The 24,547-nt window shown below is 69.3% G+C and carries 24 protein-coding genes; 8 read left to right on the plus strand and 16 right to left on the minus strand.

What is annotated here, in order from left to right; genetic code table 11:
• Window positions 1–32: 32 nt before the first annotated feature.
• From ACWCO2_RS16350 to ACWCO2_RS16370, 5 genes are all read right to left on the minus strand, one after another.
• Complete coding sequence (locus tag ACWCO2_RS16350; protein WP_450128555.1) at window positions 33–989, minus strand: ROK family protein; 957 nt, start codon at window positions 987–989, stop codon at window positions 33–35.
• On the minus strand, window positions 983–1,363 hold the full coding sequence (locus ACWCO2_RS16355; RefSeq protein WP_450128556.1) for a hypothetical protein: 381 nt from the start codon (window positions 1,361–1,363) through the stop codon (window positions 983–985). Before ACWCO2_RS16355 ends, ACWCO2_RS16350 begins: the two co-directional genes overlap by 7 nt.
• Entirely contained in the window at window positions 1,360–2,577 is a 1,218-nt protein-coding gene (locus ACWCO2_RS16360; protein ID WP_450128557.1) for an ArsA family ATPase, read from the minus strand. The genes ACWCO2_RS16355 and ACWCO2_RS16360 overlap by 4 nt, the downstream gene beginning before the upstream one ends.
• A gap of 4 nt (window positions 2,578–2,581) precedes the next feature.
• Complete coding sequence (locus ACWCO2_RS16365; protein WP_450128558.1) at window positions 2,582–3,025, minus strand: SRPBCC family protein; 444 nt, start codon at window positions 3,023–3,025, stop codon at window positions 2,582–2,584.
• A 258-nt stretch (window positions 3,026–3,283) separates the two neighbouring features.
• The gene (locus ACWCO2_RS16370) at window positions 3,284–4,072 is read right to left on the minus strand and encodes a metallophosphoesterase family protein (protein ID WP_450128559.1); all 789 of its coding nucleotides are present in this window, start codon (window positions 4,070–4,072) and stop codon (window positions 3,284–3,286) included.
• Between the two features lie 232 nt (window positions 4,073–4,304).
• Here ACWCO2_RS16370 and ACWCO2_RS16375 point away from each other — a divergent pair, with 232 nt between their 5' ends.
• Window positions 4,305–6,113, plus strand: a complete 1,809-nt coding sequence (locus ACWCO2_RS16375; RefSeq protein WP_450128560.1) for an AMP-dependent synthetase/ligase — start codon at window positions 4,305–4,307, stop codon at window positions 6,111–6,113.
• 77 nt (window positions 6,114–6,190) lie between these two features.
• On the opposite strand, the gene ACWCO2_RS16380 is transcribed toward ACWCO2_RS16375, so the two are convergent.
• The 3 genes from ACWCO2_RS16380 to ACWCO2_RS16390 form a co-directional block, all read right to left on the minus strand.
• Window positions 6,191–7,459 carry a basic secretory protein-like protein gene (locus ACWCO2_RS16380; protein WP_450128561.1) on the minus strand — a complete coding sequence of 423 codons (1,269 nt, stop codon included), beginning with the start codon at window positions 7,457–7,459 and terminating at the stop codon, window positions 6,191–6,193.
• A gap of 107 nt (window positions 7,460–7,566) precedes the next feature.
• Window positions 7,567–8,538 (minus strand): NlpC/P60 family protein, encoded by a 972-nt coding sequence (locus tag ACWCO2_RS16385; RefSeq protein WP_450128562.1) that lies wholly within the window; start codon window positions 8,536–8,538, stop codon window positions 7,567–7,569.
• Window positions 8,539–8,990: 452 nt separating this feature from the next.
• Window positions 8,991–10,307 carry an NYN domain-containing protein gene (locus ACWCO2_RS16390; RefSeq protein WP_450128563.1) on the minus strand — a complete coding sequence of 439 codons (1,317 nt, stop codon included), beginning with the start codon at window positions 10,305–10,307 and terminating at the stop codon, window positions 8,991–8,993.
• 131 nt (window positions 10,308–10,438) lie between these two features.
• Between ACWCO2_RS16390 and ACWCO2_RS16395 the strand changes: the two genes are divergently transcribed.
• Window positions 10,439–12,157 carry a DEDD exonuclease domain-containing protein gene (locus tag ACWCO2_RS16395; RefSeq protein ID WP_450128564.1) on the plus strand — a complete coding sequence of 573 codons (1,719 nt, stop codon included), beginning with the start codon at window positions 10,439–10,441 and terminating at the stop codon, window positions 12,155–12,157.
• 180 nt (window positions 12,158–12,337) lie between these two features.
• Here the strand turns inward: ACWCO2_RS16395 and ACWCO2_RS16400 are convergent, their stop codons facing one another.
• The 5 genes from ACWCO2_RS16400 to ctaE form a co-directional block, all read right to left on the minus strand.
• Window positions 12,338–12,763 (minus strand): PPOX class F420-dependent oxidoreductase, encoded by a 426-nt coding sequence (locus ACWCO2_RS16400; RefSeq protein WP_450128565.1) that lies wholly within the window; start codon window positions 12,761–12,763, stop codon window positions 12,338–12,340.
• Window positions 12,764–12,861: 98 nt separating this feature from the next.
• Window positions 12,862–14,538, minus strand: coding sequence for a cytochrome bc1 complex cytochrome b subunit (gene qcrB / locus ACWCO2_RS16405; RefSeq protein ID WP_450128566.1), 1,677 nt, complete (start codon window positions 14,536–14,538; stop codon window positions 12,862–12,864).
• Window positions 14,535–15,656, minus strand: coding sequence for a cytochrome bc1 complex Rieske iron-sulfur subunit (qcrA, locus tag ACWCO2_RS16410; RefSeq protein WP_450128567.1), 1,122 nt, complete (start codon window positions 15,654–15,656; stop codon window positions 14,535–14,537). The genes qcrB and qcrA overlap by 4 nt, the downstream gene beginning before the upstream one ends.
• On the minus strand, window positions 15,653–16,459 hold the full coding sequence (gene qcrC, locus ACWCO2_RS16415; protein ID WP_450128568.1) for a cytochrome bc1 complex diheme cytochrome c subunit: 807 nt from the start codon (window positions 16,457–16,459) through the stop codon (window positions 15,653–15,655). Before qcrC ends, qcrA begins: the two co-directional genes overlap by 4 nt.
• A gap of 88 nt (window positions 16,460–16,547) precedes the next feature.
• Entirely contained in the window at window positions 16,548–17,159 is a 612-nt protein-coding gene (gene ctaE, locus ACWCO2_RS16420) for an aa3-type cytochrome oxidase subunit III (RefSeq protein ID WP_450128569.1), read from the minus strand.
• Between the two features lie 95 nt (window positions 17,160–17,254).
• Here ctaE and ACWCO2_RS16425 point away from each other — a divergent pair, with 95 nt between their 5' ends.
• The 3 genes from ACWCO2_RS16425 (at window position 17,255) to trpD (ending at window position 19,440) form a co-directional block, all read left to right on the plus strand.
• Window positions 17,255–17,692 (plus strand): hypothetical protein, encoded by a 438-nt coding sequence (locus ACWCO2_RS16425; protein ID WP_450128619.1) that lies wholly within the window; start codon window positions 17,255–17,257, stop codon window positions 17,690–17,692.
• Between the two features lie 114 nt (window positions 17,693–17,806).
• Window positions 17,807–18,214, plus strand: coding sequence for a hypothetical protein (locus ACWCO2_RS16430; protein ID WP_450128570.1), 408 nt, complete (start codon window positions 17,807–17,809; stop codon window positions 18,212–18,214).
• A 179-nt stretch (window positions 18,215–18,393) separates the two neighbouring features.
• On the plus strand, window positions 18,394–19,440 hold the full coding sequence (trpD, locus tag ACWCO2_RS16435) for an anthranilate phosphoribosyltransferase (RefSeq protein WP_450128620.1): 1,047 nt from the start codon (window positions 18,394–18,396) through the stop codon (window positions 19,438–19,440).
• A 9-nt stretch (window positions 19,441–19,449) separates the two neighbouring features.
• Here trpD and ACWCO2_RS16440 read toward each other — a convergent pair whose 3' ends face one another.
• The 3 genes from ACWCO2_RS16440 to ctaC form a co-directional block, all read right to left on the minus strand.
• Window positions 19,450–19,734, minus strand: a complete 285-nt coding sequence (locus ACWCO2_RS16440; protein WP_270949448.1) for an Lrp/AsnC family transcriptional regulator — start codon at window positions 19,732–19,734, stop codon at window positions 19,450–19,452.
• Window positions 19,735–19,829: 95 nt separating this feature from the next.
• A complete protein-coding gene (locus tag ACWCO2_RS16445; RefSeq protein ID WP_450128571.1) occupies window positions 19,830–20,228 on the minus strand; it encodes a cytochrome c oxidase subunit 4 in 399 nt (132 codons plus the stop codon).
• 42 nt (window positions 20,229–20,270) lie between these two features.
• Window positions 20,271–21,227, minus strand: coding sequence for an aa3-type cytochrome oxidase subunit II (gene ctaC, locus ACWCO2_RS16450; RefSeq protein WP_450128572.1), 957 nt, complete (start codon window positions 21,225–21,227; stop codon window positions 20,271–20,273).
• Window positions 21,228–21,633: 406 nt separating this feature from the next.
• Here ctaC and asnB point away from each other — a divergent pair, with 406 nt between their 5' ends.
• The 3 genes from asnB (at window position 21,634) to ACWCO2_RS16465 (ending at window position 24,444) form a co-directional block, all read left to right on the plus strand.
• The gene (asnB, locus tag ACWCO2_RS16455) at window positions 21,634–23,562 is read left to right on the plus strand and encodes an asparagine synthase (glutamine-hydrolyzing) (protein WP_450128573.1); all 1,929 of its coding nucleotides are present in this window, start codon (window positions 21,634–21,636) and stop codon (window positions 23,560–23,562) included.
• A gap of 136 nt (window positions 23,563–23,698) precedes the next feature.
• Window positions 23,699–24,274 (plus strand): SDR family oxidoreductase, encoded by a 576-nt coding sequence (locus ACWCO2_RS16460; protein WP_450128574.1) that lies wholly within the window; start codon window positions 23,699–23,701, stop codon window positions 24,272–24,274.
• Complete coding sequence (locus ACWCO2_RS16465; RefSeq protein ID WP_450128575.1) at window positions 24,274–24,444, plus strand: hypothetical protein; 171 nt, start codon at window positions 24,274–24,276, stop codon at window positions 24,442–24,444. Before ACWCO2_RS16460 ends, ACWCO2_RS16465 begins: the two co-directional genes overlap by 1 nt.
• Window positions 24,445–24,547: the final 103 nt, after the last annotated feature.

A 24,547-nucleotide genomic window follows, 5' to 3' on the forward strand; every position in this document is an offset into this window, starting at 1 on the left:
GGCTGGCCCAATTTCTCGCGAAATTGACGCCCTCAGCCGCCGGTCGGAGCTTTTGGCGTGGTGGTGAGGGCGTGTTCTCGGGCGAGGGTTGCGGCGCCGATCATGGCCGCTAAATCACCGTGGTGGGCGACGACTACCTCGGCCAGGGGACGGTGGCCCGCGCCGGTCATCATCGCTGCGTAGTGCTCGCGCGCTGCGTCGAGGTAGAGGTGCGCGGAGCTCGAGACGCCGCCTGAGATGACCACGACTTCCGGGTCGTAGACGTCGGCGACCAGCGCCAAGCCCTCCCCCAGCCAGCGCGCCAAGTCGTCCATCGCGCGCCGGGCCAGCGGATCCCCGGCCTCCGCCGCGCGTGCAACGTCCACACCGGTCAGTTCGACCAGATCCCGCAATGCGCTCGGCTCGCTGCTGCCGCGCAGCATCTCGCCCGCGGTGGCGGCCAGCGCGGTGCCGCTGCAGTAGCGCTCCAGGCATCCGCGCTTGCCGCACGAGCACTGCCGACCGTCCGGAACCACCCGCAGGTGCCCCAGCTCCGGCGCCACGCCGTGGGCGCCGCGGAAGACCTGGCCGTCGATCACCAGCGCAGCGCCGATGCCCGTGCCGATGGCCACCAGCGCGGCCACCCGCGCACCGGCCGCAGCTCCGAAGCGCTGCTCCGCGATCGCCGCGGCATTCGCGTCGTGCTCCAGCACGACCGGGAGTCCGAGCTGTTCAGCGAGTTCGTCGGCGACGGCGACCTGTCGCCACGCCAGGTGCGGCGCGAAGCGCACCACCCGCCGGTCCTCGCTGACGAATCCCGCCACGGCGAGCCCGACCGCGGCCACCGGATACCGGTCGGACAGGGTTCGCACGGTTTCCGCGATCGCCGCGTTCAATTCCGGGCCGCTCTTCGGCGTGGGAACCCGGTGGGTTTCCAAGATCTCACCGTGCGGGTCGACGACACTGGCGCGCACGCTGGTGCCGCCGACGTCCACTCCGATGGTCAGCACCGCGCCTCAGCTTCGTCCAACACCGTTCCACCGACCCGCTGCACGCGGATGCGCTGCACCTTGGCAGACGCGTCCGGTTCGGGCTCTTCTTCCTCGGGCTGCGACGCCGGTTCTGCCATCGCCTGCCGCAGCAGCTGCACGATCCCAAGCAACTGGTCGTTGAGATCCGGACGGTGTCCGCGCACCAGCGCCACCGCCGCGCACAGCGGGCACCAGCCGCAACCGCGCTCCCCGGACTCCGAAGCCCCGGAAGACTCCGCGCTCTGGTCGCAGCCGCGCAGGTACTCCTCGGCCTTGCCCGCCAGGGCGTCGAGCAGCAGTCGCAGCTCCTCGACCAGTTGCTCGTGCTTGCGCGTTTCGTCCAACACTCTCACCGCATCCACTGTTCCGGATCGGGCCGGAACCGCACGGTCAGCCCGTCGTCGCCGGCGATCGCCGAGGTCACGACGCACCGCCGGAGCACCGCGGGCAGCGCGACCAACCGGCGGCGACCGTCCACTGTGATCGCCAGCTCGTCACCGATGCGGGCCATGTCCAGCTCCGCCGCGGGGTGCAGAGGCAGCGCGATCTGCAGGGCGTACTCCGCGTCCAGCGACCGCCCACCACCGGTGACCCGCATGCTCGGCGCAGCCGAACCGTTCTCCCGCGGATCCTCGTCGCCGTAGAGCTCGGCACCGAGCTCCCCCAGCGCGTCCGCGCCCACCGGCTCGGCGGCGCGGTGCTCCACGACTCGCAGGGGCAGGTCGGTCGCGGCGCGCAGGGAATCGAGGACGTCGTCCTGCTCGCGGCGGCGGGTGCGCAGCCACTGCGCCGCCGCGCCCCGCGCCGATCCCGGGTGCGGCACCACGCGGTTGGCGATCAGGCCGTCCAGCCGGATCTGCTGCAACGCCAACGCGGTCACGGTCCGGCGGGTCTCCGCGGCGACCACCGACTCCGGGGTCAGCACCAGCCGTACGCTGGTGCCCGGATCGGTGAGCATGTCCTTGAGCGCGGCGAGGCGTTCGGCCAGCCGCCCCAGTCCGTCGGCTACTGCGTCCCAGCGCTGCACCTGATCGCTGCCCGCGATGCCGGCCAGCAGTCCGCGCACCGCGCGTCGATGCGCCGGGAACAGCCGTTCCAGGTAACCGGCCAGCGATTCCGGCAGCGCGAGCAACCGCAGGGTCTCCGCCGTCGGGCCGCAGTCGACGAGCACGGTGTCCCAGATCCCGCTGGCGGCGAGCCGGTGCACTTCGGTGAGCCCGAGGAGGTCCTCCACCCCGGGCAGCACGGTCAGCTCTTCGGCGTCGACCTCGTCCACCCCGGCGCCCTGCAGCATCGTCCGAAGGTGTTCGCGCAGCTCCCGCCAGGTGCCGTCGACGAGCGCGCGGGTCTGCACCTCGGCCGCGTGCAGCGCGACGCGGGAGCCGTCCACCCGCACCTCCGCGGGCTCCGCGCCGAGCTCGACGCCGAGGGCGTCGCCCAGCGAGTGCGCCGGGTCGGTGGAGACCACGAGCACCTTCCCACCAGCCCCGGCCGCGCGGGCGGCGGTGGCGGCGGCGAGGGTGGTCTTGCCCACCCCGCCCTTTCCGGTGAACAGCAGGATCCGCAACGGCTTACTCGGCGTGCTCGACCCGGCGCTTGAGCTCCTTGAGCGCCGTGTCCATGATCATCTTCTCCGCCTTGCGTTTGAACAGCCCGATCATCGGGATCGCCAGGTCCACCGCCAGGCTGTAGGTGACCTCGGTGCGGCGGTCGGACACCGGGTTCAGCCGGTAGCTGCCGCGCTGCGCCTTCTGCACCTGGCCTTCGGTGAGCTCCCAGCTGACCGACAACCCGTCGGCCGCCCAGTCGTAGACGTTGACGTAGGTGTCCTTGACCACTCCCGCGTCCAGGACGAAGCGCACCCGCTCGGCCTTGCCGTCCGAGGTTTGGGCGAGCACCTCGGTCTCCTTCACCGCTTCCGCCCACTCCGGGTAGGCGGCGAAATCCCCGATGACGTCCATGATCCGCGCGGCGGGGGCCTCGATCACGATGGACTGGGTGGACTGATCGACCATGCGCTGCAGGCTACCGGTCGCGGCCGACCCCAGTGCCGCCGAGGATGCAGGTTTCCCCAGAGAAGTGTTCTCCGCACTCATTTTGCGTGACGGTGCGGGTAGCGGAACCTCAGACGCCGTCTGAGCTGCGGGATCCCCGACTCATGCATGGCCTGATGCACAGCGCTGGGACCGTCCTCACCAGACGCCGTCTGAGAACCCGCGGCAGGGCAAGCGCCGCGGGCGGGCCAAATGCCTTCGGCGTTTCAAAAAACGTCTTCACCACCGGATGACGTACGGGCGTCCGGTGCGCTTGAAATGCCCGACGTTGACGCATTCGGTCCGGCCGATGCGGACCCGCTGCGCCAACGGCTGGTGGACGTGCCCGAACAGCGACCAACGCGGCTGGTCGGCGGCGATCCGCTCGGCCAGCGCCGTCGAGCCCAGCTCCGATCGGCGGGCCATGACGTCGTAGAGCAGCTCCGGCACTGCGGGCGGCAGGTGGGTGCAGAGAACGTCCACTTCGGGCAGCTGTGCCAGCGCCGCGTCGTACTCCTCAGCGGGCCGCAGGTACGGCGTCCAGGCCGCGTTCTTGCGCAGGGTCGCGCCGGGCGGAAGCACGGTGCCACCAACGAAACCGAAGGTCAGGCCGTCGATCTGCACGCTGTCGCCGTCCAGCACCTGCACCCCGGAACCGGCGAACTCCGACCACAGGTGCGGCGCGTCGACGTTGCCGGGCGTGGCGTACGTGGGGGCGGTCAGCGCGCCGAACAGCTCGGCGTACTGCTCGCGCACCGCCTCCTCGACCACCTTCGCCGGGTCGTCCAGGCTCCCCCAGAGAGAGCGCACGTAGGCGCCGAACTCCGCGAGCTGCGGACCGCGCCGCAGCTCGGCGAACCGGGCTACCTTCTCCGCGCCGAACACGCGGCCCAGGATTCCCCGGCCGTGGTCGTGGTAGTCCACGAAGTCGATCAGGTCGCCGAGCACCACGAGCGCGTCGGCGCCATCACCCGCGCGCTTGAGCGCCTCGACGTTGCCGTGAACATCCGAAACGACGTGGACGCGCATCCGTCTCCCATCCCCCTGCGGCTGCTGACCGAATCTAGCCCGTTCCGAAACCTCCGCCCACCACCCGTGACCCGGACAGCGCAGCGGGCATCACCGACCGGAGTCGCTGGACCGATTCGGGGGGGTTCTAGGCTGTGTTAGCTGCTGCGGCGGGGACAGAGGGGACTACCGCTCAGTAACTATCAGCGTTAGGTTGTGCCCCACGGACTGGCGTGTTTTCGGAGGTTTCGACGTGCGAGAGTTCAGCGCACCAGCCACCACGGCGGTGGCCGATGACGAGAACCTCACCGACATGGTGTGGGCCAACGCGGAGCGCTTCGGGAGCACGGTGAGTTTCCGGCGCCGAGCGGACGGCACCTGGGTCGACGTCACCGCCGCTGACTTCGCTGCGCAGGTGCTGGCCGTGGCGAAGGGCCTGATGGCCAGCGGCTTGCAGCCGGGTGACCGGGTCGGGCTGATGTCCCGGACCCGCTACGAGTGGAGCCTGCTGGACTTCGCGATCTGGACCGCTGGCTGCGTCACGGTCCCGATCTACGAGACCTCCTCGGCTGACCAGGCCGAGTGGATCCTCGCCGACTCCGGCGCCAAGGCGGTCTTCGTGGAAACCGAGACGCACCGCGCCGAGGTGGACAGCGTCGTGGACCGGCTGCCCGAGGTGTCCCACGTGTGGCAGATCGAGGGGCCGAGCAGCGGCGGCGCGGCGGCCGCGGTGGACGAGCTCACCGCGCTCGGTGCCGAGGTGGAGGATCGCGACGTGCATCTGCGGCGTCGCGCGGTGGGTGCCGACGACGTCGCCACCCTGATCTACACGTCGGGCACCACCGGGCGCCCCAAAGGTTGCGTGCTGAGCCACCGCAACATGCTCGCCGAGGTGCGGGCCGACATCGAGGCGTTCCCGCAGCTGACCAAGTCGGGCAACTCGCTGCTGATGTTCCTGCCGATGGCGCACGTGCTCGCCCGCGCGATCACCGTGATGTGCATCTACGGCCGCGTCACCCTCGGGCACACCGGCGACGTCAAGGACCTGGTCAACGACCTCGGGTCGTTCCGGCCGACGTTCGTGCTCGCGGTGCCTCGGGTGTTCGAGAAGGTCTACAACACCGCCAAGCAGAAGGCGCACGGCAGCGGCAAGGGCAAGATCTTCGACGCCGCCGAGGAGACCGCGGTCGCCTACAGCCGCGCCGTCGACACCGGCAACGTCGGGCTGGCGCTGAAGCTCAAGCACCTGGTGTTCGACAAGCTGGTCTACGGCAAGCTGCGGGCCGCGCTCGGCGGTCGGTGCATCGCGGCGGTCTCCGGTGGCGCTCCGCTGGGCGAGCGGCTGGCGCACTTCTTCCGCGGCATCGGCGTACCGGTGCTGGAGGGCTACGGGCTCACCGAGACGACCGCGGCTGCCACGGTCAACGTGGAGGGCGCGTTCAAGGTCGGCACCGTCGGCAAGCCGATTGCCGGGACCACGGTCCGCATCGCCGAGGACGGCGAGGTGCTGGTCAAGGGCGACGTGGTGTTCCGCGAGTACTGGAACAACCCGCAGGCCACCAAGGAATCCCTCGAGGAGGGCTGGTTCCACACCGGTGACCTGGGTTCGCTCGACGAGGACGGGTTCCTGCGGATCACCGGCCGCAAGAAGGAGATCATCGTCACCGCGGGCGGCAAGAACGTCGCCCCGGCGGCGCTCGAGGACGCGATGCGGGCGCACCCGCTGATCAGCCAGTGCATGGTGGTCGGCGACAAGAAGCCGTTCATCGGCGCGCTGATCACCCTCGACCAGGAGTTCCTGCCGTCCTGGCTGGCCAACAACTCCCGCCCGGAGAACACCTCCCCGGCCGACCTGGTGGACGACCCGGACGTGCGCGCGGAGGTGCAGAAGGCGGTGGACGAGGCGAACAAGTCGGTGTCCCGGGCCGAGCAGATCAAGCAGTTCCGCATCCTGCCGACCGACTTCACCGAAGCCAGCGGCGAGATGACCCCGAGCCTGAAGCTCAAGCGCAACATGGTGGCCCAGAACCACGCGGCCACCATCGAGGCGATCTACTCCTGATCCCAGACGGAGTCTCAAGGACCCGTGAGCGTTTTCGGTTGCTGCAGCGACCCGAAGTGCTCACGGGTCCTTTTGCGTCAGCCGAAGGTTCTGGGGAGAGCCCTGGCCCAGTCGGCTTGGAGCTGGGCCGTCGTCAGGCCGGTTTCCTCGCGGAGGGCTGCGTCCACTTCGGCCGATGAGTCGATGGCCGCGATTCGGCGGTAGAGGCGCACCACGTGGTGTTCGCCGAAGCGCTGGACCAGGTGGCGGACGAACGACCAGGACTGCTGGTAGGCCAACTCCCGGCTGCGGTCGGCCTGGTGGAAGTCGTCGTTGTCCGGCAGCTGCTCGGGCAGTCCACTGGCGCGCACGTGGCGGACCAGCTCCGGTGCCACCTCGCGCGGCGGCACCCCGCTGCCGCGGTAGCCGACGTAGTCGGCGAAGCCCTCGCGCATCCACATCGGCGCACCATCCACTGTGTACGCGCGTGTGGCGATGTGGGTGATCTCGTGGCGCAGCAGCACCTTCAGCGCGGCGTCGGACAACTCATCGGCGGCGCGCGGATTCAGCACCACACGTTGCCCCTCCACCCGACGCGACGCGGTGTCCACCCGATCCGCCACGGCGACCGCCGCGATGCCGTCCAGCGCGAACTCAGGGCCCACCATGGCCCGCAGCTCCTCGCGCGAGTCCGCGATCAGCACCCCGGCCCGCTGGGACCAGCCGGTCCCCCACACCTCGGTCACATCGCGGATCACGGCGTCGAGCTGCCGCGCCACCCGCTCGACCGGTTCCCGGCGGTGCCCGATCACCAACCCGCCCGGGGTACGCACCGCGTGGCACGGGCCGAAGTCCCAAGGACCGCGCCACCGGTGCGCTCCCGCGTCGTCGGCCACGTACCAAGAACCGCCCCGGCGCACGAAGGAGTGCTCGATCGGCTGCTCGGTCGGGACGCTGTCCACCCCGGCCAGCGCGTAGCGCAGCGAAACACTGGGAGCCCAGGTCGCACCGGTTCCGGTGGCCAGCGGCTCGATCTTCGCCTCCAGCCCGTACGACCACTCGGTGAACGGGATTGCCGCCAGGTTCCGGAACCACCGCAGTTGCTGCTGCCGGAAGTCCGCCAGAGCCTGCGGGTCCACTGTGGCCGCGAACGCCGACTCGTCCCGGGCCCGGATCGCGGCGGCGCGCTGCGCCAGCAGCTGCCGCACGGCGGATTCGTGCGCCGGCACGGGACTCGCCAGCTGGACCTGCCCCATGACGTGGGTCGTCCCCGGTGTCGCGGGCAGTCCGATCGCCATCACCCCGGCCAGCACCGCACCGGAGGCGGCGGCCGCCAGCCACCCGCGAAAGCTCCCCGAGCCCAGCACGGAGCGCATGTTAGGGCCGAGGACATTTCGGACATCGCCCGGGCCCCGCGGAAAAAGCAATCGGGGCCGACGCGCAGTGCGCGTCGGCCCCGATCAGGTCAGCGATCTCAGCCCGCGACGCGGCGGATCGAGCTCACCGGACCGATGGCCTGGTAGCTCGACACCTTGACGACGTCGCCCTCGGTCGGGGCGTGCACCGCCTTGCCGTTGCCGATGTAGATCGCCACGTGGCTGACCGGGCTGTAGTAGAAGATCAGGTCGCCCGGTTTCAGCTGGCTGGCGGACACCGAGCGGCCCTGGTTGACCTGGGTCTTGGTCGAGCCGCCGAGGCTGACGCCGGCCTGCTTGTAGGCCCAGTAGGTCAGCCCGGAGCAGTCGAACGACGACGGCCCCTTGGCGCCCCACACGTACGGCGAGCCTTGCTTGCCCAGCGCCGCGTTGACGGCCTGGATCGCCGCACCGGCACCCGCGATCGAGCCGACGTCGGTCTCGCCGTCGGACTTCAGCGAGTCCTGCTCGGCGCTGGAGAGCTCTTTGTAGCGCGCCTGGACCTTCTCGATCTGCGCCTGCATCTCGTCGGACTTGTTCTGGAAGTCCTCGAAGATGCGAGCGGAGTCGATCTCGGCCTGCGCGGCCCGGTCGCGGGCGTCCTTCGCGGCGCGCTCAGCGTTCTCGGCCTGACTGCGGGCCGAGGAGAGGGCCTTGACCGCCTCGTTGTTGTCCTTGGCCAGCGCGTCCAGCGCGGAAGCGCGGTTGAGGAAGTCCTCGGGGGTCTCGCTCACCAGCAGCGCGGACAGCTTGTTCAGCCGGGCACCCTGGTAGGAGGCGTGGGTCAACTGGTCGACCTGGCCGCGGAACTTCTCCTCGTCGACCCGGGCCTGGTTGGCGACCTGCTCCGCCTGCGCCGCCTCGTCGTTGGCGCGCTTGAGCTCGTCTTCCTTGGCCTGGTGGTCGTCCTCGGCCTTCTTCTTTTCCTCGGTGAGCTGCTCAGCTTGGTGCTGGAGATCGCGGACCTGCTTGGCCGCGTCCGAGGCGTTGTCGGGAAGTGGTGGGGTTGCGAGAGCCTGTCCGGAGGACATACCAACGACGGCGACGACCGCGGTCGCGGTCAGTGCTCCTCGCAGAGATCGCTTAAGTCGGTGCGACGCCACGTCGCGCACTGCTCCTTCTGCTTCTCCACCCGCTTACCTGCCGGATGCCCCCGTATCCGGCCTGGCCGACTCCCCGACAAGTCGTTCAGCGGTGCCCCGCGGGCCGCCCGTTCTGGACAACTGATCGCCGCGAGGTCCCGAGTAGGTTACGAAAGGTGAGGCCGGAGGTCCAGAAGCGGGGCCCAAATTTTGTGCATGTCGACACAAGACCTCTAACGGAGGAGAGTCGCTTGCTCACTGTGACGAACATTCCAGTCGCATAAGCTGGAATTGTGAAGGTCACTGCCACCCGATCGGGAGATCTACTTCACCGACGTGATCGATTATGAGATCGGCCACTCACGCCCGATCGCCGAGCGGTCGATCCTGTCGCCGAAGGGTCAGACCCTGTTCAACCGCGCCAGCAGCATCGCCGAGGGAACCGCGTAGGCACCGCGCCGCTGCACCGAGGTGACGACCGCGCGGTCCGAGGTCGCCACCACCACCTGGCGCCCCTTCGGCTCGGCCGAGACAAGGTCCCGGATCACGTCGTCGGCCTGCACGCCGGGTTCGCTGAACAGCACCCGCACCCCGCGCGGCCCGGCCGTCGGCACCGCCAGCACGTCGGCGCCGTCGAAGACGACCGTGACCTCCGCACCGGTCCGCGCGGACAACGCCGCGAGCTGGTGCGCCAGCCGGTCGCGCTGATCGGACAGCGGCAGCTCCGGATACCCGGTCTTGGTCACGTTGTAGCCGTCCACGATGAGGTGCACGGCGGGCAACCCCAGCAACCGGTCCAACGCGGCCACGTCCGGAACATCACCGGTCGCACCGGAGTGCGCCCGCACCCGCTGCACGACGTCCGCGGGCCGCGGCCCGCTCCCGCTCGCACCGAGCTCCCGCCGCAGGCCGCCTACGGCGCCCTCCAGCGTCTCCAGCAGCAGCGCCAAGCGCACCTCGTCGCCCTGACGGGCTTCTCGGGCGCTCTGCCGCGCCACCTCGACCTCGGCGCTCGCGCGCTCCGCGCGCCGCCGCTCCTCCTGCGCTCGCGCCCGCTCCCGATCGCGCTCCGCGGCGATCTCCGCGACTGCCACCTCGCGCTCCGCGCGCATCGCGCTCAGCTCGCCGTCCGCCCGCTCCGCGGCGTCCTTGGCCTCCTTGAGCCGCACGCCCTGTTCGCGGAGCCGCTTGCGCAGCCGGTCGGCTTCGGAACTGCTCTCCTCCCCCACCCGGTCCGCGGCTCGGCGGGCTTCGGCGAGTTCGCCGCGCAGCCGGTCCACTTCGGCGGTCAGGCGGTCGACCCGCGCCACCGCGGAGTCGCGCTCGCTGCGCAGTTGTCCCTGCTCGGTGCGGAACGCGATCAGCTCCGCGTAGTGCGGCGCGATCGGCGAGCCCTGCAGCGCCGCCGCAGCGGCCACCACGATCGGGTCCGAGTCGTGGAGGGCGAGCGCTTCCGGGCGGTGGTTGTGGCACCAGTCCACCACCGCGGTGCGGAACACCCCGGAATCGCGCAGCGCGGCGAGCAACGCCGGTTGCCCGAGCTTGGCGCGCTTGGCGGGGGCGAACTTGACCACCGGGCGCAGCTTCGCGGGGACGTCGGTGTGCCGCATCTCCCCCAGCGCACCAGCGGCCAGCTCGGCGAGCCGGGCGCGCAGCGGCGCGGGCAGCTCGTCCCACTCCACGGGCGACCCGCCGCCGGTCTGCTGTGCACTGTCCACAGCAGACTCCTCAGGTTCGGGGGTGTCTCCTGACCCCGGCATCGGTGGCGCCACCCCCACAGGCTAATGGCCGGGCGCCCGGGTGCCCGCATCCACCGCGCTGTCGGTAGCGGGACGTAACGTGACCGCCGATGTCCGCACACCCGCAGTTGTCCTTCGATGAGATCCTTACCAGCGAGGAAGTCCCGCTGCACGAGGTGACCTTCGTCGTCGTCGACCTGGAGACCACCGGCGGTGATCGCGGGCAGGACGCGGTGACCGAGATCGGCGCGGTCAAGATCCGCGGCGGTGAGGTGCTCGGCGAGTTCGCCACCCTGGTCAACCCGGAGCGCGGCATCCCACCAGCGGTCGTGACGATCACCGGCATCACCGAGGCGATGGTCGTCGACGCGCCCCGCATGGACTCGGTGCTGCCCGCGTTCCTGGAGTTCTGCCGCGGCTGCGTGCTGGTGGCGCACAACGCCCCGTTCGACATGGGGTTCCTGCGCGCCAACTGCGAACGGCTCGGACTGCGCTGGCCGAAACCGCAGGTCGTGGACACCGTCCGGCTGGCCCGCCGGGTGCTGACCAGGGACGAGACGCCCAACTACAAGCTCGGCACGCTCGCCCGCGTGCTCAACGCCCGGACCGAACCGGTGCACCGGGCGCTGGACGACGCCCGCGCCACCGTCGACGTGCTGCACTCCCTGCTGGAACGCGTCGGAGCGCTCGGCCTGCGGACGCTGGACGACCTGCTCAGCCACCTGCCGGACGTCACCCCGCAGCAGCGCGGCAAGCGCGGGCTCGCCGACGGCCTGCCGAACGCGTCCGGGGTGTACCTGTTCCGCGGCCCCAAGGACGAGGTGCTCTACGTGGGCACCGCGACGGACCTGCGGCGCCGGGTCCGCCAGTACTTCACCGCGGGCGAGCGGCGCAGTCGCGTCAAGGAGATGGTGGCGATAGCCGAGCGCGTCGACCACGTCGAATGCGCGCACCCGCTGGAAGCCGAAGTCCGCGAGCTGCGGCTGCTCGCCGCGCACCAACCGCGCTACAACCGCCGCTCGAAGAATCCGCAGCGCTCCTGGTGGGTGGTGCTGACCGACGAGCCGTTCCCCCGCCTGTCGATCGTGCGCACCCCGAAACCGGACGCGCTGGGCCCGTTCAACTCCCGCAACGCCGCCAGCGACGCCGCCGAAGCGCTCCAGGAGGTGACGGCGGTGCGCCGGTGCACAGACCGCATCTCCGCGCGCGATCCGCGAGGGCGGCCGTGCGCCTTGTACGAGCTGGGGCGCTGCGGTGCACCCTGCGCCGGCCGTCAGAGCGCTGAGGAGTACGAGCCCGAGGTGATCTCCATCCGCGAGGTCATCGGCGGCCACAACTCCGTTCTGCTCGAACGTCTGCGGGACGAGCTCGACCGCCTCTCAACCGCCCAGCGCTTCGAGGACGCCGCCGCGCACCGCGACCAGCTCGCCGCGCTGGTGCGATCGCTGGACCGCGGACAGCGGCTATCCGCTCTGACCGCCGTCGAGGAGCTGATCGCGGCCCGGCCGGACGGCCGCGGGGGCTGGCACCTGTCGGTGATCCGCCACGGCAAGCTGGCGGCCGCAGGCAACGCACGACGCGGCGTGCGCCCGATGCCCGTCGTCGATCTGCTGCGGGCATCGGCGGAAACCGTCATCCCCGGCGCAGGACCGCTCCGCGGCACCACCGCCGACGAAGCCCGGGTCGTCTACCGCTGGCTGACCACCGGCGGCACCCGCATGGTCCGCTGCTCCACCCCGTGGCACGAACCCGCAGGCGCGGCCGGCTCCTGGCAGACCTGGCTGGACAAAGCCATCAACGGCCGAACCGCCTACGCCGCGATCGACTAATCCCCCAGCCGACCGAGGTGACGCAATTTCAATGGAAATCAGACGTCCAATTTCCATTGGTTGCGGAAGAACTCCACAGGACGGACGACCTGTCCACATCCGTCGGCGTGTCGGGCACTCAACACGCCGTGGGACCACAGTTTCAATTGAAACTGTGGATCTCCGAGCCCCGATCGGGGGTCAGGCGGTCATGTCGAGGCTTGCGATGACCTTGGTCGGGCGGATGCGGACCACCAGCTCGCCCGGCACGCCGTTGCGACGGCCGAACTCCTCGGCCCGGTCCTGGCCCATGTAGCGGCCACCGAGGCGAGTCGCGGTGCGCAGCAGCTCCGCCGGGTCCTCAGAAGTCTCCGCGATGCCCTGGACCTGGACGAAGCCGAACGGCGGCTCGGGCAGGTCCGCGCACAGCACCACCCGCGGATCTCGGGCGATCGCCCGGCCCTTCCCGGTTTCCTTGCCGGTGTTGAAGACGATCTCGTCGCCCTCCAGCACGAACCACACCGGCGCCACCAGCGGGCGCCCGTCGCTCGCGGTGAAACCGAGCATGCCGGTGCGGGTGCCGGCTTCGAGGAAGGCGCGGATTTCCGGATCGCTGATCGAAGTCACCCGGCCAAGGTAGGCGCCGGGCCCGACATCCGCGCAACGAAGAGGCCCGGCACCCCATCGGGGTACCGGGCCTCGTTCGGTGACTAGCAGCTAGTGCCTCACTCGGTGGGCTGCTGCGGCTTTCCCGCCGTGAGCTCGCGCTCCTCGGCTGCCTCGGCCTCAGCCGCGGCCTGGCGCTCGATGGCTTCGTGCCGCGCGCGCTCCAGGGCCGTGGTCTCGTCGACCGGGTCCGGACGGAGCAGGCTGCCCTCGACCGGGCTACCGGCCGCGCCGAGCTTGTTCATCTTCTTCGGCACCGGAGCACCCTGGTAGGGCAGTTCCTCCGGGTGACCGTGGTCGTCCACCGGGCCGAGCGGCTGGTGGACCTCGATGAACTCACCGTGCGGCAGGCGCTTGATGATGCCGGTCTCGATGCCGTGGTCCAGCACCTCGCGGTCGCTGTGCTGCAAGCCCAGGCAGATCCGGTAGGTGATGTAGTAGGCGATCGGCGGCAGCACCAGCAGACCGATGCGGCCGGCCCAGGTCATCAGGTTCAGCGAGATGTTGAACTGGAACGCCACGATGTCGTTGGCACCCGAGATGAACAGCACCGCGATGAACGTCAGCGCCATGACACCCAGCCCGGTCCGGACCGGCACGTCGCGGGGCCGCTGCAGCAGGTTGTGGTGCGCGTTGTCCTTGCTGAGCTTGCGCTCGATCATCGGGTAGACGATCAGCGTGGTGAACAGGACGCCCATGCCGATGACGCCCGCGAAGAACACCGGCGGCACCGTGTACGGACCCAGGTACAGCTCCCAGGCCGGCCAGACGCGCAGGATGCCGTCCGCCCAGATCATGTACCAGTCGGGCTGCGAGGCCGCCGAGACCTGCGAGGCGTTGTACGGACCGATGTGCCAGATCCCGTTGATCTGGAAAACACCCGCCATGATCGCGCAGACGCCCGTGACCAGCGCGAAGAACGCACCGCCCTTGAGCGCGAAGGTCGGCATGATGCGGACGCCGACGACGTTGCCCTCGGTGCGCCGCACACCCGGGAACTGGGTGTGCTTCTGGTACCAGACCAGCGCCAGGTGCGCCGCGACCAGGCCGAGCATGATGCCCGGGATGATCAGCACGTGCAGGATGTACAGGCGCGGGATGATCTCGGTGCCGGGGAACTCGCCACCGAACAGGGCCCAGTGCAGCCAGGTGCCGATCACCGGGATCGACAGCACGATGCCCGACAGGGTGGCGCGGAGACCGGTACCGGACAGCACGTCGTCCGGCAGCGAGTAGCCGAAGAAGCCCTCGAACATGCCCAGCATCAGCAGCATCGCGCCGATGGTCCAGTTGGCTTCACGCGGGCGCCGGAACGCACCGGTGAAGAACACCCGGAACATGTGCAGCATCATCGCGGCGACGAAGATCAGCGCCGCCCAGTGGTGCAGCTGCCGGACGAACAGACCGCCGCGCACCTCGAACGAGATGTCCAGGGTGCTCTCGAACGCGCGGGACATCGGGATGCCCTGCATGTTCTGGTACACGCCGTTGTAGACGACCTCCTCCATGGAGGGGTCGAAGAACAAGGTCAGGTAGACGCCCGTGACGATCAGGAGGATGAACGTGTAGAGGCAGATCTCCCCGAGCAGGAACGACCAGTGCGTGGGGAAGACCTTGTTCAGCTGCCGCCGCATGCCCTTGGCCATCTGGTAGCGCGAGTCGAGCTCGTCAGCTGCCGTGGCGATCTTGCGGTACGCGGCGCTCTCCGATTTCGTCGGTTGGGTGATCGAGCTCATGCGTTACGCTCCCAGTAAGCCGGACCCACCGGTTCGATGAAGTCGCCCTTGGCCACGAAGTAGCCGTCCTCATCCACCACGATCGGCAGCTGCGGCAGCGCCCGCGTCGCCGGACCGAAGACCGGCTTGGCGTAGGTGTTGACCACGTCGAACTGCGACTGGTGGCACGGGCAGAGCAGGCGCCCGGTCTGCTGCTCGAACAGCGAGGTCGGGCAGCCGACGTGGGTGCAGATCTTCGAGTAGGCGTAGTAGTCGCCGTAGTTGAAGTCCTCTTGCCCCTTGCGCTTGATCGGCTTGCTGCCAGGGCGAAGCCGGATCAGCATGACCGGCGCGTCACCCTTGCGCAGCGACGTCTCCAGCTCCTCGGTGTCCCGCATGGACTCCCGGAACGGGAAGACCGTCTCGAAACCACCCGCGTCGATGTCCTCCGGGCGCAGCAGCGAAACCTCGTGCTTGTTGCCGGTGTCGCGGCGCAGGTAGGTCTTCTCGCCGGTTTCCGACAGCCAGCCGGTGTGCTGCAGCGACTCCGGACCGGTGGTCGCCCACGGGTTGCGGACCAAGCCGCCGACCGCGAACACACCGGCGCCGAGGCCGAACGCGCCGACGCCGAAACCGGCGGTGCGCTTGATCATCGACCGGCGGGCGATGCCGCTCTTTTCGCCGGCGTCGGCGAGCACCGCGGCGGTCGTCTGGCGGTCGACCTCGTCCGAGCCGTGCCCGTCGTGGCGCTGCTGGACGGCGACCTCGTGCGGGATGAACTTCTTCTGGTACTGCACGACGCCGATGCCGACGGCCAGGATCGCCAGGCCGAAGAAGAAACCGATCAGCGGGTTGTACAGCGAGTAGATGAAGTACCCGCGCTCGTCCGACGGAGCCACGTAGCTCCACGGCCAGAAGACGAAGACCGCGATGAACGCGAGCGCAGACAGGCCGGACAGGACGAACCAGCCCGCGACGTTCCGCTCCGCGCGGCGCTCCGCGCGGGTCCCCTTGACGGGGAATCGCTCCGTGTACTCGACGAGCTCGACGTCGTCGAGCGCCAGGCCGAGCCGCATCTTCTCGTCGCGGCTCATCTCGGCCAGTTCAGCCTCTGTGTATTCCTTGTTCTGCTCACTCATGCCCTGGCTCCGATCCACAGGGTGAGGCCGATCAGCGCGCCGAGGCCCACCACCCAGGCGATGACGCCTTCTGGTCCCGGACCATAACCACCCAGGTCGTTGCCGCCGGGGTTGTTGTTCCCGTGGGACACGGACTTGACGTAGGCGATGATGTCCTTCTTCTCCTCCGGGGTGAGCTGCCGGTCCGAGAACTTCGGCATGTTCTGCGGCCCGGTGAGCATCGCCTCGTAGATGTCCTGCTCGGTCGCCTCGCTCAGGTTCGGCGCGAACTTGCCGGAGGACATCGCGATGCCCCGTCCGGTGAAGTTGTGGCACGAGGCGCAGTTGAGACGGAACAGCTCAGCGCCACGGGCGGGGTTCTGACCCTGCAGCGCCTCGCCAGCCTGCTTCGGCGACTCGGGTCCGCCGCCGTAGGTCTCTACGTACGCGCTCAGCGCGTCGATCTCCTCGGGCTCGAACTTCGGCGGCTTGCGCATCGCCTGCGCCTCCTGGCGCGCCATCGGCATCCGGCCGGTGGAGACCTGGAAGTGCACAGCGGCCTCGCCGACGCCGACCAGGCTCGGCCCGCGGTCCTTGACGCCCTGAAGGTTGGTGCCGTGGCAGCTGATGCAGGCGTTGTTGTAGAGCTGCTCGCCCTGCCTCACCAGAGCCGGCTCCGCAGCGGCGTGCGCGGTCTGCGGCTCGGGAGTCACGACGGTGTACAGCCCACCGGCACCCACTAGCGCGATGCCCAGCGCCAGCACACCGGAGATCCGCCGCTTGAGCTTCGAGCCCGCGCGGTTCCGTTTCTTGTTGGTGGTCATGAGAGCGGCAACCCTTGCTGTCCGGTTCGGGGTGTTCAGTTTCGACCTCGGTCGAGGAAGCCGATCGTGGAGACTCGGCCCCTAGCCATCACGGGACGAGGTAGATCACGGCGAACAGGCCGATCCACACGATGTCCACGAAGTGCCAGTAGTACGACACCACGATGGCTGCGATGGCCTGCGCGGGCGTGAACTTGCTCAGCTTCGTCCGGATGATCAGGAAGACGAAGGCGATCAGCCCGCCGATGACGTGCAGCCCGTGGAAGCCGGTCGTCATGAAGAAGACCGTGCCGTAGGCCGACGACGAGATCGTGGTCGCGTGTTCGGTGACCAACGTGTAGTACTCGCCGGCCTGACCGAGCACGAAGATCGTGCCCATGATCAGCGTGAGGACGTACCACCGTCGGAGACCGAACACGTCGCCCCGCTCGGCCGCGAACACGCCCCACTGGCAGGTGAACGAGGACAAGACCAGGATGACCGTGAACGGAAGGGCGTAAGCGAGGTTCAGCTCGGTGGGCGGTGGTGGCCACGGGCCCTCGTTCTGCGCCTTCACCGTGAAGAACATGGCGAAGAGTCCAGCGAAGAACATCAGCTCGCTGGCCAACCAAACGATGGTGCCTACGCTGACCATGTTCGGTCGGTTCAGCGAGTGCACGCGTTGACTGATTGAGGGCGCTGCCGTTGTCACGCGACGCATTATGTCTTGCAGCTTTTCCGGTCGCGCCCTCGGGTCCACCAGGTCCGCAACGGGGTAATCGGATCGCAATCCGGAGGTGACGCACCGTGAACGGCATCCGCGCCCGATGGTCGGCTTTCCTGGCCGCCCGACGAGACCGCCACAAGCCCGTGATCAGCGCCGATGACCCCGCTCTCCGGGTCGTGGTGATCGCCTACGACGAGACCGAGGCGGCATCGACGGCACTAGCCCGAGCGGATGAATGGCAACCCGGACTACCTGCGGTGCTGCGTCACCACCTGACTCTCCCTGATCACACGATCGAGGAGGCCCGCGTCCTGCTGGCCGCCGACGGCTGGGAACTGCGTCCCGGCGGGCGCGGAGCGGAGGACGGCGGCCCCGAGCTGACCGCGATGATCGCGCTGCGTGTTCAAGAACTCGACGCGTTGCATTGCTCACAGGAGAGCTCGCGGATGGCCGGGCTGGCCCAGCGGCACGGCGGGCAGGTCCACGGCTGGGATGCGCTGCAACCCGAGCCGGGCGCGCCGAGCTGATCGATTTCGCCGGGCGACTACTGTTCGCCCCGGTCCGGCCGATAGCATCCGGGGAAGTTCGCGACCTCGCCAGGCCCACCGCCCGGGCGTCCCGCAGACACCGAGGAGTCGTCGATGAGCGCACCGACCACCAACGTTCTCGTGTTCAGCCACCGCCCCGAGGTCCGGGAGGCGATCATCACAGCGATCGGTCGGCGCCCGGCGCCGGATCTGGGCCGGCTGAGCTACGTGGAGGCGGGCACCGTCGCCGACGTGCTCAGCGAGGTCGATGCGGGCAACGCCGACCTGGTGATCCTGGACGGCGAGGCGCAGCCGACCGGTGGCATGGGCGTGTCCCGGCAGTTGAAGAACGAGATCGACGACTGCCCGCCGGTGGTCGTCTCAGTGCGCCGCAAGGACGACCGATGGCTCGCCACCTGGTCGCAGGCGGACGCGGTGCTGGTGCACCCGCTCGACCCGCTGGCCGCGGCCGAGACCGTCGCGGAGGTGCTGCGCACCCGCGGCAAGCCGGTCCCGGCCTGACCCTCTCCCCCGCGCGGCTGAGGCCCCGGAGGAGGACCGGACCGTTCGGAGCACCGCCCGGATTACCGGCGGCGCGGTCTGGGTATCGAAACTCCAGACGACGACGCACCGGCGAGCCCTCGGGCCCCGGCGACGTTGGAGGTCGTCGCTGATCTACACGGAGAAGAAGCGTGGGAACCATGGCGGGAAACTGGGCGGGACTGCTGGGCCACCTGGTCGCGGGTGAGGACCTCTCCGCGGAGGACACCGCCTGGGCCATGGACCTGATCATGGCCGGGGAGGCGACCCCAGCGAGGGTCGCGGCGTTCGTCGTCGCGCTGCGCGCCAAGGGCGAGACCCCGACAGAGGTCCGCGGCATGGCCGACGCCATGCTCGCGCACGCCCGCCAGCTCGACATCACCCAGCGGGCGGTGGACATCGTCGGCACCGGTGGCGACCGCTCCGGCAGCGTGAACATCTCCACCATGGCATCGATCGTGGTCGCCGCCTCTGGCATCACCGTGGTCAAGCACGGCAACCGGGCGGCGTCCTCGAAGTGCGGCACGGCCGACGTGCTGGAGGAGCTGGGCGTGGCGATCGACCTGCCGCCAGCAGGCGTGCGGCGCTGCGTCGACGAGGTCGGCATCGGGTTCTGCTTCGCGCCGGTGTTCCACCCCGGCTTCAAGCACGCCGGCAGCGCGCGCCGCGAGATCGGCATCCCGACGGCGTTCAACCTGCTGGGTCCGCTGACCAACCCGGCCCGCCCGGTCGCCGGCCTGATCGGCTGCGCCGACCGCCGGATGGCGCCGGTGGTGGCCGAGGTGTTCGCCGCCCGCGGCAAGTCCGCCCTGGTGGTCCGCGGCGACGACGGCATGGACGAGATCACCACCACGACGCCCAGCACGGTCTGGGTGGTCAACGACGGCACGGTCCGCGAGGACCGGATCGATCCGCAGACCTTCGGCATCCCCTACGCCCGCCCGGAGGACCTCCAGGGCGGCGACGCGACGGTGAACGCCAAGGCGGTCCAAGATCTTCTGGCAGGCACCAAGGGGCCTGTGCGCGACGCTGTGCTCCTGAACGCCGCCGGGGCGATGGTTGCCTACGAAGGCCCCGGAGAGCGCCTCAACGACCAGCTCAGCGCCGCGTTGAAGCGCGTCGGGGAATCGATCGACTCCGGCGCCGCAGCGGACCTCCTGGTCCGCTGGGCCGCGCGTTCGACGGCGCTGCGCGCCGAGCTCCGCTGACCGGAACGGTCACTCCTCCTCGAGGCCGATGGAGAAGGCGGCCTCCGTGTCCCTGCGCGAGTAGGAGCGGAAGGCGATGTGGGTGTCGGTGTCCAGGACGCCCCGCACCTTGTTGATCCGGCCCGGGACGATGTCGGCCAGGTCCTCGTGGCGGCGGACGCGCAGCATGGCGATCAGGTCCACGTCACCGGCGCAGGAGTAGACCTCGTCGACCCCGTCCAGGTCAGCGATCTCCTGGGCCGCTTCGGCGAGGCGGTCGGCGGCGGTCTGGATCAGCACGATCGCGGTGATCACGGGAAGAACCTCCTGCTGCTGGGTGCGGAAACGATGCTAGACCGACGCAGGCCCCCGAGTCCGGAGACTCGGGGGCCTGCGTCTGAAGTACTTCGTCAGTGGTGGCTCTTGCCGGTGTGGTACTCGAACACCAGCCCGGCGACCATGATCAGCACGAAGCCGACGGCCAGGACGATCATCCACACGTGGAAGAACGCCAGGGCCACGCCAGCGAACGCGGCGGCAGCCGCCACGCCGACCGGCCAGTAGCTGCCCGGGCTGAAGAAGCCCAGCTCACCAGCACCGTCGCTGATCTCCGCGTCCGGGTTGTCCTCCGGACGGTCCTCGATGCGGCGCGCCACGAAGGAGAAGTAGCTGCCGATGAGCAGCGAGAGACCGCCGACCAGGACCAGCGCCACGGTGCCCACCGGCTCCTTGGACCAGAGCCCGTACACGATCGCGGACAGGAAGAAGAAAACGGTGATGATGTTGAAGATCCGGGATTCGATCTTCATGGAGTCCTCGCTCTCACGCCGTACGCCCTGTCGAGGGCACCACTACTTGGTCCCGACCTGCTGACCGGAGGGTGCTCCGCCGGTGCGTTCGGTGTTGAACGGAACGCCGGTCACCGCGTACGGCTCGCACACCTCGCCGCAGTCCTGCCGCTCCTGACCCAGCTTGGTCAGGGCCTCGGCCGTCGTGTAGGGCTGGCTGGTCTGCGGGTTGACCTGCGTGCGCAGCTGCATGTACCGGTCGAACTTGTCCGGCGACAGCGCCCGGACCTCGAAGTTCATCATCGCGTGGTAGGTACCGCACAGCTCGGCGCAGCGGCCGACGAACGAACCTTCCCTATCGATGGTGTTCTGGAAGACGTTGTCCTGGTTGTTCTTGTCCGGGTTCGGGAAGGTGTCCCGCTTGAAGTGGAACTCCGGAACCCAGAACGAGTGGATGACGTCGGTGGAGCTCAGGTGGTACTCGATGCGCTGATCGGTCGGCAGGACCAGCAGTGGGATCTCGCTGCTGCTGCCGACGGTGCGCACCGGCTGACCGTCCGGCGTCTTGTAACCGGGGTAGTTGAACTCCCAGTTCCACTGGAACCCGACCACGTTGACCTTCTGGTCCGGATTCGCGGGCTTGGCCAGCACGTAGTTCTGCGTGACCGCCGTGAAGTAGAACAACACGACGACCAGCACGAACGGGATGGCCGTGTAGATCATCTCCAGCGGAAGGTTGTACTGGAACTGCCGGGGCAGCTCCTCGTCACCCTTCTTCTTGCGGTGGAAGGCGATCGACCAGAAGATCAGCCCCCACACCAGCACACCCACCGCGAGTGCCGCGATGACCGACCAAGTCCACAGGGTCCGCATCGATTCGGCCTGCGGGGTGACACCCTCCGGCCAACCGAACCGCATGACCTCGTCAGTCGTGCAACCTGTGGCCGCGACACTAACCAGGCCGATCAGCCCAGCGACTTTGACCAGCCGTGGCACTCGGGTCCCCTCCTTCAGGCCCACTGCGCGACGCCTCCTCGTGCAAAACTCACCGGTGCGGCCAGATGAAATGTGCCCAGCTCAGGAGCTGGACACGCGGATCGGCCGCCGGAATCCTGCGCAGAGCCTAGCCCAGGTGTAGCCGCGATACTGCTCCGGGGGCGTCGAGCGACGGACTCGTTCGCGCGATCAGTCACGCAGCGGAACTCCGGACACCGCCTCCGCAACTGCATCCGGCGCCCGCGAACGGCTCGTCCCTGCGCAAACCCGCCGGTGGTCGCGAGGTGGGCCGCTTTGGAGGCCGGTCGGTTCGCCCGCGCCCTGCCCCGCGCGTGCAGCGCGCGGGCGAGCGGACGGCATACTGGAGCGAGCCTTCGGGGGGAGGCTTGGAGAAGACGACACCGCCGACTCGAAGAGGTGCACCAGACGCGTGTGCGGCCTGCTTGGACTGATCTGTCCCACAGAAGAGAACGCCGGATTCGCGGAGACCGCGGTGGCCAACGCGCTGCCGTGCCAGCGACACCGGGGACCGGACGAGAGCGACACCTGGCACGGCGGTGAGGTCGTCTTCGGCTTCAACCGGCTGTCGATCATCGACCTGGAGCACTCGCACCAGCCGCTGACCTGGGGCCCGCCGGAGACCCCGCGGCGCTACACCATCAACTTCAACGGTGAGATCTACAACTACCTGGAGTTGCGGGCCGAGCTGATCGAGCGGTTCGGGGCGCGGTTCACCACTGACGGCGACACCGAGGTGATCGTCGCCGCCTACCACTACCTGGGCACGTCCGTGGTCGGTCGGCTGCGCGGCATGTTCGCGTTCCTGATCTGGGACAACGAGCGCAAGGTGGTCTTCGGCGCGCGCGACCCGTTCGGCATCAAGCCGCTGTTCTACGCCGTCGGCCCGGGCGGCACGGCCTTCGCCAGCGAGAAGAAGAGCCTGCTGAGCCTGGCCAACACGCTGCGCATCGCCGAAGAGCTGGACCACAAGGCGATGCAGCACTACCTGCAGCTGCAGTACGTGCCGGAGCCGGAGACGCTGCACCGCCAGATCCGCCGCATCGAGTCGGGCACCTCGTTCACCGTGTCCCCCGGCGGCCAGCTGGTCACCGAGCGGTACTTCCAGCCGAACTTCAACTCCCGGCCGGTCAACACCGACGCCGACGCGCGGCGGCTGCACAACGAGATCGTCGACGTGATGCGCGACTCGGTGGCCAAGCACATGCGCGCCGACGTCACGGTCGGTGCGTTCCTGTCCGGCGGCATCGACTCCACCGCGATCGCGGCGCTGGCCAAGGAGCACAACCCGAACCTGATCACCTTCACCACCGGTTTCGAGCGGCAGGGCTACTCGGAGGTGGACGTGGCCGCCGAGTCGGCCGCGGCGATCGGGGTCAAGCACGTGGTGCGCACCGTCTCCGCCGAGGAGATGATGGAGGCGCTGCCGCTGATCGTCTGGTACCTGGACGACCCGGTGGCCGACCCGGCGCTGGTGCCGCTGTGGTTCATCGCCCGCGAGGCGCGTCAGCACGTCAAGGTGGTGCTCTCCGGCGAGGGCGCCGACGAGCTGTTCGGCGGCTACACCATCTACCGCGAGCCGCTGTCGCTGGCGCCGTTCGAGAAGGTGCCGGGCGCGCTGCGCAAGGCGATGGGCAAGGTCTCCAGCGCGATCCCGGAGGGCGTGCGGGGCAAGGACCTGCTGCGCCGCGGCGCGCTGAGCCTGGAGGACCGCTACTACGGCAACGCGCGGATCTTCCGGGACGACCAGCTGCGCAACGTGATGCGCAGCTTCGACCCGGGTGTGTCGCACCGCGACGTCACCGCCGGCCCGTACCGCCAGTCGGCGGGCTGGGACCCGGTGACCCGCATGCAGCACGTGGACCTGTTCACCTGGCTGCGCGGCGACATCCTGGTCAAGGCCGACAAGGTCACCATGGCCAACTCGCTGGAGCTGCGGGTGCCGTTCCTGGACACCGAGGTGTTCCGGGTGGCCAGCTCGGTCCCGCTGGAGCAGAAGATCACCAGCGAGACCACGAAGTACGCGCTGCGGCAGGCGATGTACCAGGTCGTCCCGGCGCACGTGATCAACCGGCGCAAGCTGGGCTTCCCGGTGCCGATCAAGCACTGGCTGCGCGACGAGATGCACGACTGGGCGCGCAACATCATCCAGCAGTCGCAGACCGACCACCTGCTCGACCGCACGGCGGTCCTGCAGCTGCTGGAGGCGCACCGCTCCGGTGTGCTGGACCACAGCCGCCGCCTGTGGGCTCTGCTGGTGTTCATGCTCTGGCACGCCATCTTCATCGAAGGCCGCCTGTCCCCCGAGGTCCCGGAACCCCACTACCCGGTCCGCCTCTGACACCTGTCGAACCGAACGGCCCGTTCCCCTCACCAACCGAGGCGAACGGGCCGTTCGCTTTGCAGCGGGTGATCACGAGCCCCTGTCACGTCACGCGGCACCGTCCCGTCATCCAGGTGACTAACAGGAGGACGTGATGCGGATTCTCGTCACCGGGGCGACCGGGACGTTGGGACAGCAGGTGGTTCCCGCTCTGCTGGAGGCGGGGCACGACGTCGTGCGGATGAGCAGGCGCGCGGCCCGGGACGACGGTTGGCGCCAGGCGGACCTGGCCACCGGGGAGGGCTTGGACCGCGCGGTGCGGGGCGCGGACGCGATCGCGCACCTGGCGTCGAGCCCGTACAAGGGGAAGTACACCCAGCAGACCGATGTGGACGGCACGCGGCGGCTGTGCGGGGCAGCGCAGCAGGCCGGGGTCGAGCACCTGCTGTTCGTGTCCATCGCGGGCATCGATGACATCCCGTGGAAGTACTTCGAGCAGAAGCTCGCCGCAGAAGAGCTGGTCCGCGGCGGTGTGCCGTGGTCGATCGTGCGCGCCGCGCAGTTCTACCCGGCGATCGACGCGGTGCTCTCGGCGGCGGCTCGGCTCCCGGTTATGCCGGTGCCCGCGAGGGTCCTCGGCCAGCCGGTCGACATCGGTGTGGTGGCCCGAGCCGTCGCGGAGAACCTGACCCGACGGAGGAGATCACCAACATCTGCGGTCCCGAGGTGATGACCTTCCGAGAACTCGCCAACGCCTGGCTGTCCGCCCGGGGCCGCAGCCGACCCCAGCTCCCCCTCCACGTCCCGGGCGCCCTGGGCAAGGCCTTCCGCGCCGGGGCCCTCACCCTCCCGGATTCCCCCACTCCCGGCCCGACCTGGCAGGAGTGGCTGAGCACGTGATCGCCCATTGGTGAAATCGGGCATCTCTATACCATCGATGGTATGTCCACTCCTGCCAGGTCGGGCCGGTTTGAGCGAAAGGCACACAGTGGACGAGGGCATT

This window comes from Saccharopolyspora sp. NPDC002376, from assembly GCF_053593195.1.

What these genes read in the sequence shown, in the direction of transcription:
- ACWCO2_RS16365 (WP_450128558.1), bottom strand. Translation starts at nt 3,025, where the DNA reads ATGGTCGATCAGTCCACCCAGTCCATCGTGATCGAGGCCCCCGCCGCG.
- ACWCO2_RS16370 (WP_450128559.1), bottom strand. Translation starts at nt 4,072, where the DNA reads ATGCGCGTCCACGTCGTTTCGGATGTTCACGGCAACGTCGAGGCGCTC.
- ACWCO2_RS16385 (WP_450128562.1), bottom strand. Translation starts at nt 8,538, where the DNA reads ATGTCCTCCGGACAGGCTCTCGCAACCCCACCACTTCCCGACAACGCC.
- ACWCO2_RS16395 (WP_450128564.1), top strand. Translation starts at nt 10,439, where the DNA reads ATGTCCGCACACCCGCAGTTGTCCTTCGATGAGATCCTTACCAGCGAG.
- qcrB (WP_450128566.1), bottom strand. Translation starts at nt 14,538, where the DNA reads ATGAGCTCGATCACCCAACCGACGAAATCGGAGAGCGCCGCGTACCGC.
- qcrA (WP_450128567.1), bottom strand. Translation starts at nt 15,656, where the DNA reads ATGAGTGAGCAGAACAAGGAATACACAGAGGCTGAACTGGCCGAGATG.
- qcrC (WP_450128568.1), bottom strand. Translation starts at nt 16,459, where the DNA reads ATGACCACCAACAAGAAACGGAACCGCGCGGGCTCGAAGCTCAAGCGG.
- ctaE (WP_450128569.1), bottom strand. Translation starts at nt 17,159, where the DNA reads ATGCGTCGCGTGACAACGGCAGCGCCCTCAATCAGTCAACGCGTGCAC.
- ACWCO2_RS16430 (WP_450128570.1), top strand. Translation starts at nt 17,807, where the DNA reads ATGAGCGCACCGACCACCAACGTTCTCGTGTTCAGCCACCGCCCCGAG.
- trpD (WP_450128620.1), top strand. Translation starts at nt 18,394, where the DNA reads ATGGCGGGAAACTGGGCGGGACTGCTGGGCCACCTGGTCGCGGGTGAG.
- ACWCO2_RS16445 (WP_450128571.1), bottom strand. Translation starts at nt 20,228, where the DNA reads ATGAAGATCGAATCCCGGATCTTCAACATCATCACCGTTTTCTTCTTC.
- ACWCO2_RS16460 (WP_450128574.1), top strand. Translation starts at nt 23,699, where the DNA reads ATGCGGATTCTCGTCACCGGGGCGACCGGGACGTTGGGACAGCAGGTG.
- ACWCO2_RS16465 (WP_450128575.1), top strand. Translation starts at nt 24,274, where the DNA reads ATGACCTTCCGAGAACTCGCCAACGCCTGGCTGTCCGCCCGGGGCCGC.